The organism is Paraburkholderia sp. FW306-02-B, assembly GCF_058782725.1.
Genome location: NZ_JBYSXZ010000001.1, coordinates 944842 through 962288 on the forward strand (window position 1 = coordinate 944842; position 17447 = coordinate 962288).

Consider the following 17447-nt stretch of genomic DNA (forward strand, 5'->3'; position numbering starts at 1 on the left):
GAATGGATTAATGACTCGCGCGCGCTGCGAGCAGAGTGCGTTTGACCCGCTGTAACGCGCGGTAAGGCGTGACCAGATGCAGCAGATTTTTGGCGAGGCCGAGCCAGTCGTACAGATTGGCGGCGTTGAAGTAGCGCAGTTGCAGCCGCAACGTCGAGCTCACCTGGCGGCGCCGTTTGGTCGCGCTGATGCCGCCTTCGTTCAGCTCGTAGTAGAGCCCGAGTTCCGGCAGATTCGCGCAGTCGTAGCGCTCCATCAAGCGCACGAACAGATCGAGGTCTTCCGCCGAGCGGTATTGCGCGCGATAGTTGCCGACCGCGCGGACCGCGTCGATACGCAGCATCATCGAAGGGTGAGCGAGGCACGAGCGGAAAAATCGCAGACGACGAATCGCGTCCGGCTCGGCGGGCGGCGTCAGCATGAAAAGCGGTTTGCCTTCACGCGTGACGACCTGGGTCCACATGCCGAGGCCGGCCACCTGTGGATGCAATGCCATGAACATGCGCTGTTTGGCCAGCCGTTGCGGCACGCTGCGGTCGCCCGCGTCGATGCGCGCGGCATAGCGGAAGCCGCGTTGGGCGAGCGCGTCGATGCCGGTTTGCAGCGCGCGCTCGATGCCGCCGTTCTGCGCCATGCGCAGCACTTCGATATGCATATTGGCAATCGCCGGCGCGATGATCGGCGGCATGCTGCCGTCGTCGACGATCAGCACGTGCACCGGGGCGCTTTCGCTGAACGAGGCCAGTGTGAGATCGACGTCGGCCTGGCCGTTATACGCGGGCATCAGGACCGCGACGTCGTCGAGGGAAATCTGCGCGGCGGCGGATGAATTCGTCATGGGCGCAATTTGAAGCGGATGTAGTAGAGATTGACCGACGCAGCAGCCAGATAACCGAGCGCGAGACCCACCAGCGCGCCATATGGACCCAGCCGAGGAATCGCCAGCAGATTGACGACGAAGGCGACCGCCAGCGCCAGCAGCCACTTCGCCAGCAACACGAATTTGGCCTGATATTTCAGCACGATCAGATTGCCGATCGCTTCGATCCCGGCGGGCACGGAAAGCCACACGGCCCAGCGGAAGATCTCGATCGCGCCTTCATAGTCCGGCCCGAACACGCGGCGGATGATGAAGCCCGCCAGCAGATCGAGCACGATCGCGCCGCTCACCATCAACGCGGCGGTCATCGCGGTGAGCCGCCACATGTTACGGCGCAGTTGCGCGGCGTCCTGCACGCGATAGACGAAGGCGGGCGCAATCGTCTGCGCGAGCATCAACGCGAGCGTGATCCAGTTTTCGTTCAACTGTTGCGCGGCCGAATAACGTCCGAGGTCGGCGAAGGAAATCGCCCGTTCGAGCATCAGCCGGTCCAGTTTCAGGAACAGATACATACAGATCAGGCCGAGCCAGAACACCGTGCCCGCGCTCGCGAAGTGGCGAAACAGCGATCGGTCGACGTGCCAGCCGAGCTTGCCGCCATGCCGGCGGATGTAATAGATCAGCAGCACGGCGCCGATCGCCGCGGCTTCGAGTGCCCACAGCCAGCCGAAGCGCGCAGGCGCCGCGGAGGCGCGCACCAGCAGATAGACGAAGCCCGCCTTCAGCACCGCGGTGCTCATGCTGGTGAGCAACTGCGGCTTGCTGTACGTCATGCTTTGCAGCCACGCATTGACCACGCCGACGAACGGTTCGCGAAACAGCATCGTCACCGCGAGGCCGGCGAGCATGGCGCCGACCAGCGGTTCGAATAAGTGCAACGCGATGCCGAGCCACGTCAGCAGCAGCGCCGCCACGGAAACGGCAATGCGTAGCGCGAAGGCGCTGCCGAGCACGGTGCCGAGTTGAGCCGGCGGCCGGTTGACGATGGTGGGGACCAGAATCTCCGCGCCGCACACCCAGGTGACCGGCGCAAGCACCAGCAGCAGCGTGTTCGCGTACTGCCATTTGCCGAAGACGTCCGGTCCGAAGTAGCGCGCCAGCATGCCGCTGATCACGATCGCGACGCCGATCTGCGTGAGCCGCTCCAGCCCGAGCCAGACGATATTGGTAAAGGCGCGCGTGACGTCGGGGTTGGCGAAGCGTTTGAGCGTCAGCATCCGGTCGACGCTCGCCAATCCGGTTGCGCGAATTGCCCGCGTGGCGCGAGCTTCGCAAGCCGCGCGGCGGCAGCGCGCGCAATTGCCCACCTGGCCGACTGTCGCGGCAACTTTCCAAAAGGAGGGCGTCTAAGCATTAGAATAGGCGTCTATAAGGCAGGTCCGAAAAGCGCAATTATAAGTTGGAACCGGATCGCTTCCGGCAAGGGCGTTTCGCGCGGTTGTACCGATTGGTTAACGACGAAATTACCGATCAATCAGCGAGGCGCCGGTCAAAATTTTCCATTGCACGCAAGTGAGCCAACATGATCTCCAAATCTATTTTCAAGGCGTATGACATTCGCGGTGTGATCGGCAAGACGCTCGATGCCGACACAGCCCGTTCGATCGGCCGCGCGTTCGGCAGCGAAGTGCGGGCGCAAGGCGGCGACGCCGTGGTGGTCGCGCGTGACGGGCGCCTGTCGGGTCCCGAACTGATCCAGGCGCTATCGGACGGCTTGCGCGCGGCGGGCGTCGACGTGGTCAACGTCGGTATGGTGCCCACGCCGGTCGGCTACTTCGCGGCCAGCGTACCGTTGCAGCTCGAAGGCGGTGAACGCCGCGTCGATTCGTGCATCGTGGTAACGGGCAGCCACAATCCGCCGGACTACAACGGCTTCAAGATGGTGCTGCGCGGTGCCGCCATTTACGGCGAGCAGATTCTCGCGCTGCATCAGCGGATCGTCGACGATAACTTCGCCACAGGCAGCGGCACGTACACCGAGTACGACATCGCCGATGCGTATCTCGATCGCATCGTCAGCGACGTCAAGCTCGCGCGCCCGATCAAGATCGTGGTCGACACCGGCAATGGCGTGGCGGGTGGCCTGGCTCCCAAGTTGTTCAAGAAGCTCGGCTGCGAACTGGTCGAACTGTTCACCGAGATCGACGGCAACTTCCCGAATCACCACCCGGACCCGGCGCACCCGGAGAATCTCCAGGACGTGATCCGCGCGCTGAAGGAAACCGACGCTGAAATCGGTTTCGCGTTCGACGGCGACGGCGACCGCCTTGGCGTCGTCACCAAAGACGGCCAGATCATTTATCCGGACCGCCAACTGATGCTGTTCGCCGAGGAAGTGCTGTCGCGCAACAAGGGCGCGCAGATCATCTACGACGTGAAGTGCACGCGCAATCTGGCCAAGTGGGTCAAGGACAAGGGCGGCGAACCGCTGATGTGGAAGACCGGCCACTCGCTCGTGAAGGCGAAGCTGCGCGAAACCGGCGCGCCGCTGGCAGGCGAAATGAGCGGCCACGTGTTCTTCAAGGACCGCTGGTACGGCTTCGACGACGGCCTGTACACCGGCGCGCGTTTGCTGGAAATCCTCACGCGCGTGGCCGATCCGAGCCAGCTGCTGAACTCGCTGCCGAACTCGCATTCCACGCCGGAACTGCAACTGAAGCTCGAAGAAGGCGAAAACTTCGAACTGATCGCGCGTTTGCAGCAGAACGCGAAGTTCACCGGCGCGGACGACGTCGTGAAGATCGACGGCCTGCGCGTCGAGTATCCGGACGGCTTCGGCCTCGCGCGTTCGTCGAACACGACGCCGGTGGTCGTGATGCGTTTCGAGGCCGATAACGACGCAGCGCTCAAGCGCATCCAGGAAGACTTCCGCCGCGTGATCCTCGCGGAGAAGGCGGACGCGAAGCTGCCGTTCTAAAAGCTCCAGCGGCGGCGCGGTTCGAATTGAACCGCGGGCCGTCGTCGAACGCGGCGCGGGTTTCACTTACCGCGCCGCGTTTTTTCATGTCATTTACCCGTGTCGCGCTAGAATTGCGGTCCTTTCAACGCATCTTCGGGCCGGATAGCCGGTTTTCCCACACTTGAGCGTGCAAAAGATACTGATCGTGAGGGTGTCGTCACTGGGCGACGTCGTTCACAACATGCCGGTGATCGCCGACATCCGACGCCGCCATCCGCAAGCGCAGATCGACTGGCTCGTCGAAGAGAGCTTCGTGGGGCTCGTGCAGCTCGTGGGCGGCGTGCACCGGGCGATTCCCGTGTCGCTGCGGCGCTGGCGCAAGCGCCTTTTTTCGGTCGACAACTGGCGCGAGATCGGCGCGTTTCGCCGCGCGCTCGCCGCCGAGAATTACGATCTGGTGATCGACTGCCAGGGGCTCATCAAGACCGCGTGGGTCGCGCGGATGGCGCGCGGGCCGCTGGTCGGCCTCTCGAACCGCACCGACGGCGCGGGTTTCGAATGGCCGGTGCGTTTCTTCTATGACAAGCGCGTGCCGATCGAGCCGCGCACTCACGTGGTTGAACGCACGCGCCAACTGGTGGCCGCGGGGCTGAACGACCCGCAGCCGCAACCCACCGATGATATCGATTTCGGCCTCGACACCGGGCGCGCGGCGCTGGCGTTGTCGGAGGCGAATCTGAACCTGCCGGTGCCCTACGTGGTGTTCGTCCACGCCACCTCGCGCGCCGACAAGCAATGGCCCGATGCCGCGTGGATCGAACTCGGCCAGTCGCTGGTGCGGCGCGGTGCGTCGATCGTATTGCCGTGGGGCAACGAAGAGGAGCGCGTCACCAGCGAACGTCTGGCGAAGGAATTCGGCGCCGCGGCGATCGTGCCGCCGCGCCTGTCGCTGCCGGCGGTGGTCGGCCTGATCGAGGGCGCGGCCGCGACGGTCGGTGTTGACACAGGTCTAGTTCATATCGCGGCGGCGCTGAAGCGGCCGACGGTCGAGTTGTACAATTTCGCCACCGCATGGCGCACCGGCGGCTACTGGTCGCCGAACGTCGTCAATCTCGGCACGGCCGGGCAGCCGCCCACGCTGCAACAGGTGAAGTCCGCACTGGCCGGTTTCGGCCTGCTGTAACGCGGCGTGCGCTTCGCCTTACGCTTCATCCGTTTTCAAGGGCGACCATGAACGAAACCCAGATCATCGAAGTTGCCACCGCTGACTGGCACGGACGCAACCTGTCCGTGCCGCGCGAGACGCTGCTGGCCGGCGTCGAACGCGGCAAAGTGCTGTATTTCCCGAATCTGCGCTTTGCGATCGGCGGCGGCGAGCAGGCGCTGCTCGATCCGGCGCTCGCCGATCCGAACCGCAAGAACATCAGCCTCGAACCGAATGGCGGCGCGCTGCACGGCGTGGCCGGCGACGCCGTCACGCAATCGGCGGTACGCGCGTTGATTGCGCGTTATCAGGCCAATGCGCGCACGCTGGTCGATGGACTCTTCCCCGAATACAACGGCAAGCTGCGCGTCGCGCCGACGAGTTTGCGGCTGCATAAGGTGGAAACGCGCCAGACGTCCTGGCGCAAGGACGATAGCCGTTTGCATGTAGACGCATTCCCGTCGCGGCCGAACTACGGCGAGCGCATCCTGCGCGTGTTCACCAACATCAATCCGCAAGGCGTGCCGCGCGTGTGGCGCGTGGGCGAGCCGTTCGAGGACATGGCCAAACGCTTCCTGCCGCGTATCAAACCGCAGATGCCTGGCTCCGCATGGCTTTTGAATCTGCTGCACGTGACCAAATCGCCGCGCAGCGAATACGACCATCTGATGCTGAATCTGCATGACAGCATGAAGGCCGACCTCGAGTATCAGAAGTCGTGTCCGCAGGAGGCCATGCCGTTTCCGTCGGGTAGCGTGTGGGTGTGTTTCTCCGACCAGACCTCGCATGCGGTGATGTCCGGCCAGTTCATGCTGGAGCAGACTTTTTTCCTGCCGGTCAAGGCGATGGCGCAGCCGGAATGCGCGCCGCTCGGCATTCTCGAACGCCTGAAGGGCAGGGCGCTGGTTTGAGCGCCGCTTTCTTCGTGCCAGGCGCGCTGAACCACACGCGGCGAAAAGCGGAGCGCCGATGCTGAGGGCGATTTATAACGCGCTCTGGTGGCTCGTCGCGCCGCTTGCCGTGTTGCGTTTGCTGATCCGCTCGCGCAAGGAGCGCGGTTATCGCGAGCATATTGGCGAGCGTTTCGGTTATGCGCGTGGCCGGCTGCCGGAAGACAACGCGCCGCTGATCTGGGTGCATGCGGTATCCGTGGGCGAGACGCGTGCCGCGCAACCGCTGATCGACGCGCTGATGAAGGCGCGGCCCGACGCGCGGATTCTTCTTACGCATATGACGCCGAGCGGCCGCGCGACCGGCGAGCAGATTTTCGGCGACCGCGTGTTGCGCAGCTATTTGCCGTACGACATGCCGCACGCGGTACGGCGGTTTTTGCGGACATGGCGGCCGTCGCTCGGTCTGGTGATGGAAACCGAAGTGTGGCCGACGCTGATCGACGAATGCCGTCGCGCGGATGTGCCGCTGGTGCTGACCAATGCGCGGATGTCGGCGCGTTCGTTCAAGCGGGCGGCCAAATTCGGCAACGCAACCAGGGACGTGTTCGGCGGTTTTGCGCGTGTGCTGGCGCAGAGTCCGTCGGATGCGGAGCGGCTCACGGCGCTGGGCGCGCGCAATGTCGCGGTGCTCGGCAATCTCAAGTTCGATATGAACACGCCACCGGAACTGGCGGCGCGCGGTCATGCGTGGCGTGCGGCGATCGGTGCGCGGCCGGTGTGGGTCGCGGCGAGTACGCGCGAAGGCGAAGAGGAACTGGTGCTGCAGGCGTTCGCGGCGCTCGGCGTCGACAATGCGTTGCTGATTCTGGTGCCGCGTCATCCGCAGCGGTTTAACGAAGTGGCGGCGCTGGTCGAGAAGGCCGGCCTGCGCATCGAGCGGCGTTCGACGTGGGCACCGGCCGCGACGATGGCATCGGCTGCTTCGACCGCAGGCAGCGGTGTGCCTGCTTTGCCGTCTGGCGTGAACGTGCTGCTCGGCGATTCGATGGGCGAGTTGGGCGCTTACTATGCCGCTTCGGATCTGGCGTTCATCGGCGGAAGTCTGTTGCCGCTGGGTGGGCAGAATCTGATCGAGGCATGCGCGGTGGGCGTGCCGGTGCTGATCGGGCCGCATGTGTTCAACTTCACGCAGGCCACCGCCGATGCGGTCGCGGCCGGCGCGGCAGTGCAGGTGCAAGACTCGGCGGACCTGGCGCGCGTGCTGCGCGAGCTGTTCGGCGACAAGGCACGGCGGCTGGCGATGGGCGGTGCGGCCTCGGCGTTTGCCGCGCGCCATCGCGGCGCGACCGCGCGGACGGTGGATGTGTTGATGGCGTTGTTGCCGGAGTAGTAGTTCGAGCGCCGCGAAATGTGGCGCTCGCGTTATCGCTTTGTGTGCCGATAAATCATCTACTCCGCAAGCATTGCGGCTTGTGCATTGACGGCGCTGTGACTTAAATCGTCTTTCCTTGCAGCCTGCCATGACACTTTTCATCGACCTTGGCTTCCAATGGGACCGCGCCGCGATTCCGCAAGACTTGCCAACCCATTCGGTCAAACGGGCGTGCTTCCGTTTTCATCGGATGCTGTCGGAATTCGTGTGGGACGCGAGTGTACTCGAAGGTAATCCCTTTACGTTTCCCGAGGTAAAAACGCTGCTCGACGGCGTAACAGTTGGCGGACGGAAGATATCCGATCAGGCACAGGTCCTGAACCTGGTACAAGCTTCCAAACACCTGCATGCGATCGTACGAAACGGCCGGTTCGCGATTGACAGAGCGACGTTCTGCGATCTGTATCGCCTTGTTACCCACAACAAGGCACTGGGGTGGGGCGCGTTCCGCACGGAGGGAGATGAAGCCCGATACACGCCCGACGTAGCGTTGGGTGCGGCAGGGCGATACACGCCGCTTTCGACCATGGCGGGCGCTCCTGAACTCAACCGGGTCTTTGCTGCCGGGACCCGCGCGCTGACCGATCAGGTCTCAAATGCGTTCGAACGTGGTTGCGCGTTCTTTCTGTTCGGCGCGTTGCAGCAATTCTTCTTCGACGGCAACAAGCGCACGTCACGCTTCATGATGAACGGCGTGCTCATGTCGAACGGCATCGACGCCATCAGTGTCCCGGCGCAGCGCGCGGGCGACTTCAACGAGAAGATGGTGCGCTTCTATCTATCGAAGGATGGGACCGAGATGATGGCATTCCTGCTCGAATGCCATCCAGGTGAGTGAAGGCTCAAACCTTCAACAACCCCTTCTTCTCGATAAATTTCACCACCACATCCAGTCCGTCGAGCGCCTTCAGATTGCACATCACGAAGGGCCGCTCGCCGCGCATCTTCTTCGCATCCGAAGCCATCACGTCGAGATTCGCGCCGACCATCGGCGCCAGGTCCGTCTTGTTGATCACCAGCAGATCCGACTTCGTGATCCCCGGTCCGCCTTTGCGCGGAATCTTCTCGCCGCCCGCGACGTCGATCACATAGATCGTCAGGTCTGACAACTCCGGGCTGAACGTCGCCGCCAGGTTGTCGCCGCCCGATTCGATGAACACGATGTCCGCATCGGGAAAGCGCGTCAGCATGCGGTCCACGGCTTCCAGATTGATCGACGCGTCTTCACGAATCGCCGTGTGCGGGCAGCCGCCCGTCTCCACACCCATGATCCGCTCGGCCGGCAAGGCACCCGCCACCGTCAACAGACGTTGATCTTCTTTCGTATAGATATCGTTGGTGATCGCGACGAGGTCGTATTGTTCGCGCATCGCCTTGCAGAGCATTTCGAGCAGCGTGGTCTTGCCCGAGCCGACCGGGCCGCCGACGCCCACGCGCAGCGGCGGCAGTTTCTTCGTACGGACAGGCGAGTGAGCGGGGTGATGAGGTGCGTTCATGATGGAGCTTTGTTATGAGCGAAAGAGCCGCGAGTATTGCGACTCATGACGCGCCGACAGAATGCCTAATTGCGGCGCGAAGGTGTTGATGTTTTCCGGTGTGGTAGCGAGTGCCCGCGTGACGGCGGCGTTGATCGGCCCGCGCAACGCGACGATGATCCGCTGGCCGGCGAGCTGTCCGAGCGGCACCGCTTTCAGAGCGGCAGCGGCCTGGTTCTCCACCCAGCTGAACGCGTAGGCGGCAAGGGCGGCGTCGACGGCTGCGTCGTGCGCATACGCTGCGAACGCAAACGCGGTGGGTTGGGCCAAAGGCGTCATCGAAGCCAGCGTTGTGCGCCTCGATGCATCGCCCCATTCCAGGGACACGCACAACTGCCGCAGCGACCAGCCCATCTGCTCTGTTTCGCGCCTTAGTTCGGCCGATTCCCGGCTGGCCAGAAATTCGCTATTCGCTTCAGCGAGACCCGCAGCATCATGCGTGCGCCAGCGTTCAATCTGATGAGCAAGAAACGGCAGTTCGCCATGCGCGAGCACGTCCGTTAAACCGCTGGCGATCCAATCGCGAGCGGAATCGGCATCGGTGATCAGTTGCGCTTCGATCGCGGCTTCGAGACCCTGCGAGTAGCTGAACGCGCCGATCGGCAGCGCCGGCGACGCGAGATGCAGCAGCGCCGTGAGTTCAGCGATGCGCATGATGAGGGTGATGCCCGTGGCCGCACGATTCGTCGTGGACGTGATCGTCGTGATCGTGGTCATGCGAGTGACCATGTGCGTGGCCATGACCATGCTCATGATCGTGCGAATGCTCATGCCCGTGATGCTCGTCGAACACCTGCTGCGCGAGCGCATAGTCTTCGGCGAACGTCTCGTCGTGACCATGCTTGTGGCCGCCGCCATATGCACCGGATTCCGGCTGGAGCGGCATCGACACCTGGTCGACCGTCGCGCCGATGCGCTTGAGCATATCGGCCAGCACCGGATCGTATTCGAGCTTCAGATAATCGGCACCGACTTCGACCGGCGTGTGGCGATTGCCGAGGTGATAGGCGGCGCGTGTCAGCGTCAGCGCATCTTTGGCGCGGACGTAAAGCACCGTTTCGGGCGCGGCAACGACGCGGACCAACCCGCCATCGTCGGCGACCAGAACATCGCCGTCGCGCAGCACCGTGCCGCGCGGCAGCAACAACGCGACTTCTTCGCCGTTGTCGAGCGTTGCCGCGAGACGGCTCTTGCGGCGGTCGTCGAAAGCGAGCGTCAAGGTCGGCGCGCGCTTCACCAGAACCGGTGCGAGCTTCAGATGCGGCGAGATCAGTTTGTCGATAGTGCGCATGGTTTAGAACAGGAAGTAACGTTGCGCCATGGGCAGCACCGTCGCGGGTTCGCAGGTCAGCAACTGACCGTCGGCGATCACCTCATACGTTTCAGGATCGACGCTGATCGCCGGACGCCACGCGTTGTGAATCATGTCGGCCTTCGTAATGTTGCGGCAGTTCTTCACCGCAACGATACGCTTATTCAAGCCGTAGCGTTCGCCGACGCCCGCATCGGCGGCCATCTGCGAGACGAAGGTCAGCGATGTGCGTCCCAACGCTCCGCCGCGCGTCGCGAACATCTCGCGATAGTGCACCGGCTGCGGCGTCGGAATCGACGCGTTCGGGTCGCCCATTTGCGCCATCGCGATCATGCCGCCCTTCAGAATCAGTGACGGCTTGATGCCGAAAAACGCCGGCTCCCAGAACACCAGGTCGGCCCACTTGCCCGGCTCGATCGAGCCGACTTCATGCGAAATGCCGTGCGTGATCGCCGGGTTGATCGTGTACTTCGCGACATAACGCTTCGCGCGGAAATTGTCGTGGCGCGCGTTGTCTTCGGGCAGCGCGCCGCGTTGCACCTTCATCTTGTGCGCGGTCTGCCATGTGCGGATGATCACTTCGCCCACGCGGCCCATCGCCTGCGAATCCGACGACAGCATCGACAGCGCGCCGAGATCGTGCAGGATATCTTCGGCGGCGATAGTCTCGCGGCGGATGCGCGATTCGGCGAACGCAATGTCTTCCGCAATCGACGGGTCCAGATGGTGGCACACCATCAGCATGTCGAGATGCTCGTCGAGCGTGTTGACGGTGTATGGGCGCGTCGGATTGGTGGACGAGGGCAGCACGTTCGCTTCGCCGCACACCTTGATGATGTCCGGTGCGTGGCCGCCGCCCGCGCCTTCCGTGTGATACGTGTGGATCGTGCGGCCCTTGAACGCGGCCACCGTCGCTTCGACGAAGCCCGCTTCGTTCAACGTGTCCGTGTGGATCGCGACCTGCGTGTCGGTGTCGTCGGCGACAGAGAGACAGTTGTCGATGGCGGCGGGCGTCGTGCCCCAGTCTTCGTGCAGCTTCAGACCGATCGCGCCGGCTGCGATCTGCTCTAAAGCGGGCTGCGGCTGACTCACGTTGCCCTTGCCGAGGAAGCCGAGATTCATCGGATAACCATCGGCCGCTTGCAGCATCCGTTCGAGATGCCACGGACCCGGCGTGCAGGTCGTCGCGTTCGTGCCCGTAGCTGGACCGGTGCCGCCGCCGAGCATCGTCGTCACGCCGCTCGCGAGCGCTTCTTCGATCTGCTGCGGGCTGATGAAGTGAATGTGCGTATCGATGCCGCCCGCCGTCACGATCAGCCCTTCGCCGGCGATCACTTCGGTGGACGCGCCGATCGCGATCGTCACGTTTGGCTGGATGTCCGGGTTGCCGGCTTTGCCGATCGCGGCGATGCGGCCGTTCTTGATGCCGATGTCGGCTTTGACGATGCCCCAGTGATCGAGAATCACCGCGTTCGTGACGACGGTATCGACCACCTCGGCGTGCACGCGCTGCGACTGGCCCATGCCGTCGCGAATCACTTTGCCGCCGCCGAATTTCACTTCTTCGCCGTAGGTCGTGAAGTCGCGCTCGACTTCGATCAGCAGCTCGGTATCGGCGAGGCGCACGCGGTCGCCGGTGGTGGGGCCGAACATTTCCGCGTATGCGCGGCGGCCAATGCGTAATGTCATGGTGTGGGTCCGGGAATGAGCAGGGCGGTCAAAGCAGGCACGCGTGAATGACGCGTCAAAGCTTGCCCATCACCTTGCCGTTGAAGCCGTAGACGACGCGCTCGCCCGCCAGTTCGACCAGTTCGACGGTGCGTTCCTGGCCGGGCTCGAAGCGCACGGCGGTGCCTGCCGCGATGTTCAGCCGGAAGCCGCGTGCTGCTTCGCGATCGAACGACAGGGCCTCGTTCACTTCGTAGAAGTGGTAGTGCGAGCCGATCTGCACCGGACGGTCGCCGGTATTCGACACGACCACCGTGATGGTGACGCGGCCCGCGTTGAGTTCGTGTTCGCCGTCGTCGATGAGGAGTTCGCCGGGAATCATGGGACCTGCCTTACGGGATCGGGTGGTGAACGGTGACGAGCTTGGTGCCGTCGGGGAAGGTGGCTTCGACCTGGATGTCGGGGATCATCTCGGGCACGCCTTCCATCACATCGGCGCGCGTCAGCAGCGTGGTGCCGTAGTGCATGACTTCGGCGACGGTTTTGCCGTCGCGGGCGGCTTCCATCAGCGCGGCGGTGATAAAGGCGATTGCCTCCGGGTAATTCAGTTTGAGACCGCGTGCGCGGCGCCGTTCGGCGAGCAGCGCGGCGGTGAAAATCAGCAGCTTGTCCTTCTCGCGAGGTGTCAGCTTCATCGATTATGTGCTTAGGGTTGCGCCTGTCCCGAGGGGGCAGGCGGCGACAGTGATAGGCGCTGCAAGTCGCGGACTCATCGCGTGCTGGCCACGGGATGAGTCCACGACAGGTGCAATGCCGGATGAGCCGACCACGGTATCAAGTTCAGCTAACGACGCGCTTACAGTTCCGTCGGCAGTGGCGCGCCGAACCATTTTTTCGACATCGTATTGAGCGTGCCGTCCTGTTTCGCTTGCGCGATGGCGGCATTGACCTTCTGCTGCAAGCGTCCTTCGTTCTTGTTCATGCCGACGAAGCACGGCGAATTCTTGATGACGAACTTCGGTTCCGGACGACGCGGCGGATTCTTCGCGAGGATCGCGGCGGCCACGATGTTACCGGCGGCGATCAACTGCACCTGACCCGAGAGGAACGCGGCGATGGTGGCGTTGTTGTCTTCGAAGCGTTTGATGGTGGCGTTCGGCGCCATTTGCGTGAGACCGATTTCCTCGAGTGCGCCGCGCGTGGCGCCGACCGTCTTGCCGGTGAGATCGGCGGGGCTCGCGACCTTGATGTCGGCGGGGCCGAACACGCCTTGATAGTACGGCGCATAGGCGGTTGAGAAATCGATGACCTTCTCGCGATCCGGCGTTTTGCCGAGCGACGAGATGACCAGATCGACCTTGCCCGTTTGCAGATACGGAATGCGGTTCGCGCTGTTGACCGGCACGAGTTCGAGCTTCACGTTCATCGATTTCGCGAGCAGAGCGGCGGTATCGATGTCATAGCCTTGCGGCTTCATGTCCGCGCCGACCGACCCGAACGGCGGATAGTCTTCCGGCACGGCGACCTTGAGCACACCGGCTTTGGCGATGTTATCGAGCGTATCCGCGTGGGCGGCGGGCGCATTGAGTGCGAGAACGGGCGAGAGCAGCAGCGCGGCGAGCCAGGCGCGGCGCGCGGGACGAAGGGTCGAACGGGTCATGTTATGTGAGCGGTGGTGGCGAGAAGCGGTCGGCTGCCGTCGGGACGCGGCAGCATCGTGGGAGGTTGTCGAGCAAGGTGTGTGCCATGCCGGTGCAACGGGGAGAGCGGGGAGCTGATGGGGTGATGCACCGAAAACGGGCATTCTTGCGCGTCAACATGGTGCGTTCATGGGCTTACGACGGTGAAAGACAGCGAGTGGTTTGGGAAGTACCTTACCGGCGAGCGCGCAGCGCGAGAAGGGGCGGGATGACTGCTTCGTGCGGGCTTTTTTTCTCGCACATTCGGCTAATTCATATCCGGTCGATGCTCGATAGGAAAAATCCGATTTGACCTGAAGCGTTGTATATAGCTCAAGGTCAACGGTCAGTTCGAGCCCAATCGTTTCATCTGGCGCTAGTTTACGGGTCACCATAAATTAGCATGCCGAATAAGACCAGATGAACAAGAACAACTACCGGCTCGTATTCAGCCGACTGAGAAGCATGCTCGTCGCCGTCGAGGAAACTGCCACGGCAACGGGAAAGGAAACCGGACAGACCACGGTTTGCAGTCGGGGCAAGACAGCAGGTCACACAGCACTATTTACGCTCCGGCAGATCGCGTTCGCCGCGCTTGCGTTACTCGGTGTGTGGCCCTCATGGTCAGGCGCACAGATCGTTCCGGGTGGCGCGCATGCGCCGGGCGTTATCACGACGCAGAACGGTTTGCCGCAGGTGAACATCAACCGGCCGTCCGGCGCTGGTGTCTCGATGAACACATACGGCCAGTTCGACGTACAGCAGCCCGGCGCGATTCAGAACAATTCGCCGACCATCGTGCAGACGCAGCAGTCGGGCCTGATTAACGGCAACCCGAACTTCGGCCCCGGCCAGTCGGCACGCGTTATCGTCAACCAGGTCAACAGCAGTGCGGCGAGCCAGATCAACGGCCATCTTGAAGTCGCCGGACAGCGGGCTGAGGTCGTCATCGCAAACGGTTCGGGCATCAGCGTGAACGGCGGAGGGTTCATCAATACGTCGCGCGCGATCCTGACAACGGGTGCGCCGAACTTCGCGCCGGACGGCTCGCTCGCGGGCTTCAACGTGACGGGTGGCAACATCACTATCCAGGGCGCGGGACTCAATGCGGGCGATACCGATCAGGTTGACCTGCTCTCACGCGCGGTACAGGCGAACGCGGCGATCCATGCGAAGAACCTGAATGTCGTGACCGGTGCGAACAGCATCGACCATGGCACGCTCAATGCAACGCCCATCGCGGGTGACGGTCCTGCGACCGGTGTTTCCATCGACGTAAGTCAGCTCGGTGGCATGTACGCGAACCGCATCCTTCTGGTTGGTACAGAACAGGGGGTGGGTGTCTCAAATAAAGGTGTGCTGGCGGCGCAGGCGGGTGACCTGATCCTGACAACACAGGGCAAGCTCATCCTTGCCGGACAGACCAACGCGAGCGGAAACCTCGCCCTGTCCGCGCGTGACGGCATCGACAGCAGCGGCACGACCTACGCGCAGCAGAACGTCAGCGCGAGCACGTCCGGCGCGCTCACGAACAGCGGCGTGCTGGCAGCGCAGCAGAACACAACGATCAATGCGGGCAGCGTTGCATCGGCGGGCACGCTAGGCGCGGGCGTGAACGGCGACGGCACGATTGCGAATGCGGGCGACCTGTCGGTTTCCGCCAGTGGCGCGATCACGGCAACGGGCCGCAACGAGGGCGGTGGCAACACGACGATACAGGGGGCGTCGGTCAGCCTCGGGGGCAGCAACACCTCGGCGAACGGCACGCTTGCGCTCGCGGCGAACGGTGGCGACATGAACCTGTCGGGCGCGACGACGACGGCGGGCGGCGTGTTGAACGCGAACGCAGCAGGCACGCTTGTCAATGATTCCGGCAACCTGTCAGGCGGGTCGGTTCAGGTGACGGCGGCGAACGTGTCGAACCGCAACGGGCAGATTGTGTCGAGCGGCGCGCTCGGCGTCGCGGCAGCAAGTGACTTGTCGAACCAGGGCGGCACGATCCAGTCGGCGGCCGGCGCGACGCTCAACGCGGAGGCGCTCGACAATACCGGGGGCCGCATCGTCTCGCTCAACAGCGATGGCATGACCGTTAAGACCACGGGCGCGCTGGTCAACGGCACCGGGGGCACGATTGGCACCAACGGCGCACTGGACGTCAGCGCGGACACCCTGACGAATCAGGGGCAACTCAGCGCAGCAGGCAATGCAACGGTTCGCGCGCAGGGCATCGACAACCACGCAGGCAGCATCACGGCGAGTGGCGCGCTCAACACGACGTCGAACGGCGCGCTGAGCAACCAGGGCGGCACGCTGTCGGGGGCGGCCACGACCGTGTCGGCCGCGTCGATCGACAATACCGGCGGCAGCATTGACGGCGACACGCTCAGCCTGTCCACGCCCGGCGACTTCACGAACCACGGCGGCACGATCACGCAATACGGTACGGCCGACCAGACCGTTACGGCAGGCGGCGCGCTCGACAATAGCGGCGGCACGATCGCGTCGAACGCCACGAACCTGGGCATTGGCGCGCAGGCCCTCCACAACGATAGTGGCACCATCCAGCACGCGGGCATTGGCGCGCTTACCGTCAATGCGACTGGCGCAGTGTCCAACGCCTCGGGCCAGGTGGTCACGAATGGCGCGCTGACCGCAACCGGCGCAAGCCTCGATAACACCGGCGGCACACTGTCCGCGCAGCAGGCCGCACAGGCAAATGCAGCCTCGGGCATCGTGAACCGCAGCGGCACGCTGTACGGCGGCAATGGCCTGTCAGTCACCACGCAGGGCGAGATCGACAACACGGGCGGCTCGGCCCAGACGGCGGGCGATCTCTCCGTCACGGCGGGCGGGGCGCTCACCAATTCGCAGGGCACGATTGCGGCGAACGGCGCGCACGGGGCCGTTACCGTATCGGCAGCAACCATCGACAACACGGGCGGCAAGCTGACCAACGCGGGCGATGGGGCGACGACCATCACTTCGTCGGCGGCCGTGACGAATACGGGCGGCACGCTCGGCGGCAATGGCGACGTGACGGTCAACGCACAAACGCTTGCCAACGACGCGGGCGCGAATCTCGTCGCGGGCGGCGCGGCCAGCCTGAACGTTGCGCAGAGCGTGAACAATGCGGGCGGCACGCTGTTCGGCGGCACCGCGCTGACCCTGAACCAGGCGAATGCCGCCGTCATCAACGACGGCGGCGCGATCCTCGGCGGGCTGGACGTAGTGGTCAGCGTCGCGTCACTGTCGAACGCGGGCGGCGCGATCCGCGCGAACCGTGACGTCGCGGCGAGCGGCGCAGTATCGGGTGACGGCGACATCGTCGCGGGCCGCAACCTGTCCCTCGCCGTCGTGGGCGACTACACGAACGGCGCGGCGAACAACCTGCACGCGGACGGCGACATGACCGTGAGCGCGACCGGCACGCTGACCAATACCGGCACGCTCGCGGCCAATGGTGCGCTGAGCGCAACCGGCGCGAACGTGGTGAACACGGCAACCGGCGACATCAATTCGTCGGCGACGACTGTCAACGCGACGGGTACCGTTGTTGGAATTGGTGAGGATGCAGTTAGCCAAGCCATGCATCCCGATGTCGGGCAATACTGGACCAATAGCAGCAGCACCCTTGTTGCCGATCGTGTCTCTGCGCAATATCCGCTCGCGAGTCCAGTAATCAATGAGGCCGCAAACGCATTTAATGCGAGCAATATGTCTCGGAGAATTCAAGATTTTATAAATTCTTCTTGGAACAGCTTCGTTAACCAGCCGGTGAAAAAATGAAAGTCATAGATGACGGTAACCTAACCGGGTGGGCGTGCACTACCTTAATCGCGGTTGGCGTTGGGATTTCATACGCAACGTTCAAATATGCGCCCCCCTCAATCTGGAGCGCCTTTCTGGCATTGTTTGGATTTGTACTTATGGCAGTTGGAGGTATAT

Annotated in this window: 15 protein-coding genes; 6 read left to right on the forward strand and 9 right to left on the reverse strand. The window is 63.5% G+C overall.

What is annotated here, in order from left to right:
• Positions 1 to 7 precede the first annotated feature (7 nt).
• Both AC3WOG_RS04205 and AC3WOG_RS04210 read right to left on the reverse strand, forming a co-directional pair.
• The gene (locus tag AC3WOG_RS04205) at positions 8 to 838 is read right to left on the reverse strand and encodes a glycosyltransferase (protein ID WP_492576819.1); all 831 of its coding nucleotides are present in this window, start codon (positions 836 to 838) and stop codon (positions 8 to 10) included.
• Positions 835 to 2097, reverse strand: a complete 1263-nt coding sequence (locus AC3WOG_RS04210; protein WP_492576820.1) for an oligosaccharide flippase family protein — start codon at positions 2095 to 2097, stop codon at positions 835 to 837. The genes AC3WOG_RS04205 and AC3WOG_RS04210 overlap by 4 nt, the downstream gene beginning before the upstream one ends.
• Before the next feature lie 305 nt (positions 2098 to 2402).
• On the opposite strand from AC3WOG_RS04210, the gene AC3WOG_RS04215 reads away from it, so the two are divergent.
• The 5 genes from AC3WOG_RS04215 to AC3WOG_RS04235 all read left to right on the forward strand — a co-directional run bounded on the left by AC3WOG_RS04215 (position 2403) and on the right by AC3WOG_RS04235 (position 8146).
• Positions 2403 to 3797, forward strand: a complete 1395-nt coding sequence (locus AC3WOG_RS04215; protein WP_492576821.1) for a phosphomannomutase/phosphoglucomutase — start codon at positions 2403 to 2405, stop codon at positions 3795 to 3797.
• 163 nt (positions 3798 to 3960) lie between these two features.
• Complete coding sequence (waaC, locus tag AC3WOG_RS04220; RefSeq protein ID WP_492576823.1) at positions 3961 to 4962, forward strand: lipopolysaccharide heptosyltransferase I; 1002 nt, start codon at positions 3961 to 3963, stop codon at positions 4960 to 4962.
• 47 nt (positions 4963 to 5009) lie between these two features.
• The gene (kdoO, locus tag AC3WOG_RS04225) at positions 5010 to 5894 is read left to right on the forward strand and encodes a Kdo hydroxylase KdoO (protein ID WP_492576824.1); all 885 of its coding nucleotides are present in this window, start codon (positions 5010 to 5012) and stop codon (positions 5892 to 5894) included.
• A gap of 58 nt (positions 5895 to 5952) precedes the next feature.
• Positions 5953 to 7266, forward strand: coding sequence for a lipid IV(A) 3-deoxy-D-manno-octulosonic acid transferase (waaA, locus tag AC3WOG_RS04230; RefSeq protein ID WP_492576825.1), 1314 nt, complete (start codon positions 5953 to 5955; stop codon positions 7264 to 7266).
• A 130-nt stretch (positions 7267 to 7396) separates the two neighbouring features.
• Positions 7397 to 8146: a Fic family protein gene (locus tag AC3WOG_RS04235; protein ID WP_492576826.1), complete on the forward strand. Its 750-nt coding sequence runs from the start codon at positions 7397 to 7399 to the stop codon at positions 8144 to 8146.
• Positions 8147 to 8150: 4 nt separating this feature from the next.
• Here AC3WOG_RS04235 and ureG read toward each other — a convergent pair whose 3' ends face one another.
• The 7 genes from ureG to AC3WOG_RS04270 all read right to left on the reverse strand — a co-directional run bounded on the left by ureG (position 8151) and on the right by AC3WOG_RS04270 (position 13483).
• The gene (gene ureG, locus AC3WOG_RS04240) at positions 8151 to 8804 is read right to left on the reverse strand and encodes an urease accessory protein UreG (RefSeq protein WP_492576828.1); all 654 of its coding nucleotides are present in this window, start codon (positions 8802 to 8804) and stop codon (positions 8151 to 8153) included.
• A gap of 12 nt (positions 8805 to 8816) precedes the next feature.
• On the reverse strand, positions 8817 to 9497 hold the full coding sequence (locus AC3WOG_RS04245) for an urease accessory protein UreF (protein ID WP_492579712.1): 681 nt from the start codon (positions 9495 to 9497) through the stop codon (positions 8817 to 8819).
• Positions 9484 to 10134, reverse strand: a complete 651-nt coding sequence (gene ureE, locus AC3WOG_RS04250; RefSeq protein ID WP_492576830.1) for an urease accessory protein UreE — start codon at positions 10132 to 10134, stop codon at positions 9484 to 9486. Before ureE ends, AC3WOG_RS04245 begins: the two co-directional genes overlap by 14 nt.
• A gap of 3 nt (positions 10135 to 10137) precedes the next feature.
• The gene (ureC, locus tag AC3WOG_RS04255; protein WP_492576832.1) at positions 10138 to 11844 is read right to left on the reverse strand and encodes an urease subunit alpha; all 1707 of its coding nucleotides are present in this window, start codon (positions 11842 to 11844) and stop codon (positions 10138 to 10140) included.
• 55 nt (positions 11845 to 11899) lie between these two features.
• Entirely contained in the window at positions 11900 to 12205 is a 306-nt protein-coding gene (locus tag AC3WOG_RS04260) for an urease subunit beta (RefSeq protein ID WP_492576833.1), read from the reverse strand.
• 10 nt (positions 12206 to 12215) lie between these two features.
• Positions 12216 to 12518, reverse strand: coding sequence for an urease subunit gamma (gene ureA / locus AC3WOG_RS04265; protein ID WP_054041799.1), 303 nt, complete (start codon positions 12516 to 12518; stop codon positions 12216 to 12218).
• A 161-nt stretch (positions 12519 to 12679) separates the two neighbouring features.
• The gene (locus AC3WOG_RS04270) at positions 12680 to 13483 is read right to left on the reverse strand and encodes a transporter substrate-binding domain-containing protein (RefSeq protein WP_492576834.1); all 804 of its coding nucleotides are present in this window, start codon (positions 13481 to 13483) and stop codon (positions 12680 to 12682) included.
• Positions 13484 to 13922: 439 nt separating this feature from the next.
• Here AC3WOG_RS04270 and AC3WOG_RS04275 point away from each other — a divergent pair, with 439 nt between their 5' ends.
• On the forward strand, positions 13923 to 17288 hold the full coding sequence (locus AC3WOG_RS04275) for a two-partner secretion domain-containing protein (RefSeq protein WP_492576835.1): 3366 nt from the start codon (positions 13923 to 13925) through the stop codon (positions 17286 to 17288).
• The last annotated feature ends 159 nt before the right edge of the window (positions 17289 to 17447 follow it).

What these genes read in the sequence shown, in the direction of transcription:
- AC3WOG_RS04205 (WP_492576819.1), bottom strand. Translation starts at nt 838, where the DNA reads ATGACGAATTCATCCGCCGCCGCGCAGATTTCCCTCGACGACGTCGCG.
- AC3WOG_RS04210 (WP_492576820.1), bottom strand. Translation starts at nt 2,097, where the DNA reads ATGCTGACGCTCAAACGCTTCGCCAACCCCGACGTCACGCGCGCCTTT.
- AC3WOG_RS04215 (WP_492576821.1), top strand. Translation starts at nt 2,403, where the DNA reads ATGATCTCCAAATCTATTTTCAAGGCGTATGACATTCGCGGTGTGATC.
- kdoO (WP_492576824.1), top strand. Translation starts at nt 5,010, where the DNA reads ATGAACGAAACCCAGATCATCGAAGTTGCCACCGCTGACTGGCACGGA.
- waaA (WP_492576825.1), top strand. Translation starts at nt 5,953, where the DNA reads ATGCTGAGGGCGATTTATAACGCGCTCTGGTGGCTCGTCGCGCCGCTT.
- AC3WOG_RS04235 (WP_492576826.1), top strand. Translation starts at nt 7,397, where the DNA reads ATGACACTTTTCATCGACCTTGGCTTCCAATGGGACCGCGCCGCGATT.
- ureG (WP_492576828.1), bottom strand. Translation starts at nt 8,804, where the DNA reads ATGAACGCACCTCATCACCCCGCTCACTCGCCTGTCCGTACGAAGAAA.
- AC3WOG_RS04245 (WP_492579712.1), bottom strand. Translation starts at nt 9,497, where the DNA reads ATGCGCATCGCTGAACTCACGGCGCTGCTGCATCTCGCGTCGCCGGCG.
- ureE (WP_492576830.1), bottom strand. Translation starts at nt 10,134, where the DNA reads ATGCGCACTATCGACAAACTGATCTCGCCGCATCTGAAGCTCGCACCG.
- ureC (WP_492576832.1), bottom strand. Translation starts at nt 11,844, where the DNA reads ATGACATTACGCATTGGCCGCCGCGCATACGCGGAAATGTTCGGCCCC.
- AC3WOG_RS04260 (WP_492576833.1), bottom strand. Translation starts at nt 12,205, where the DNA reads ATGATTCCCGGCGAACTCCTCATCGACGACGGCGAACACGAACTCAAC.
- ureA (WP_054041799.1), bottom strand. Translation starts at nt 12,518, where the DNA reads ATGAAGCTGACACCTCGCGAGAAGGACAAGCTGCTGATTTTCACCGCC.
- AC3WOG_RS04270 (WP_492576834.1), bottom strand. Translation starts at nt 13,483, where the DNA reads ATGACCCGTTCGACCCTTCGTCCCGCGCGCCGCGCCTGGCTCGCCGCG.
- AC3WOG_RS04275 (WP_492576835.1), top strand. Translation starts at nt 13,923, where the DNA reads ATGAACAAGAACAACTACCGGCTCGTATTCAGCCGACTGAGAAGCATG.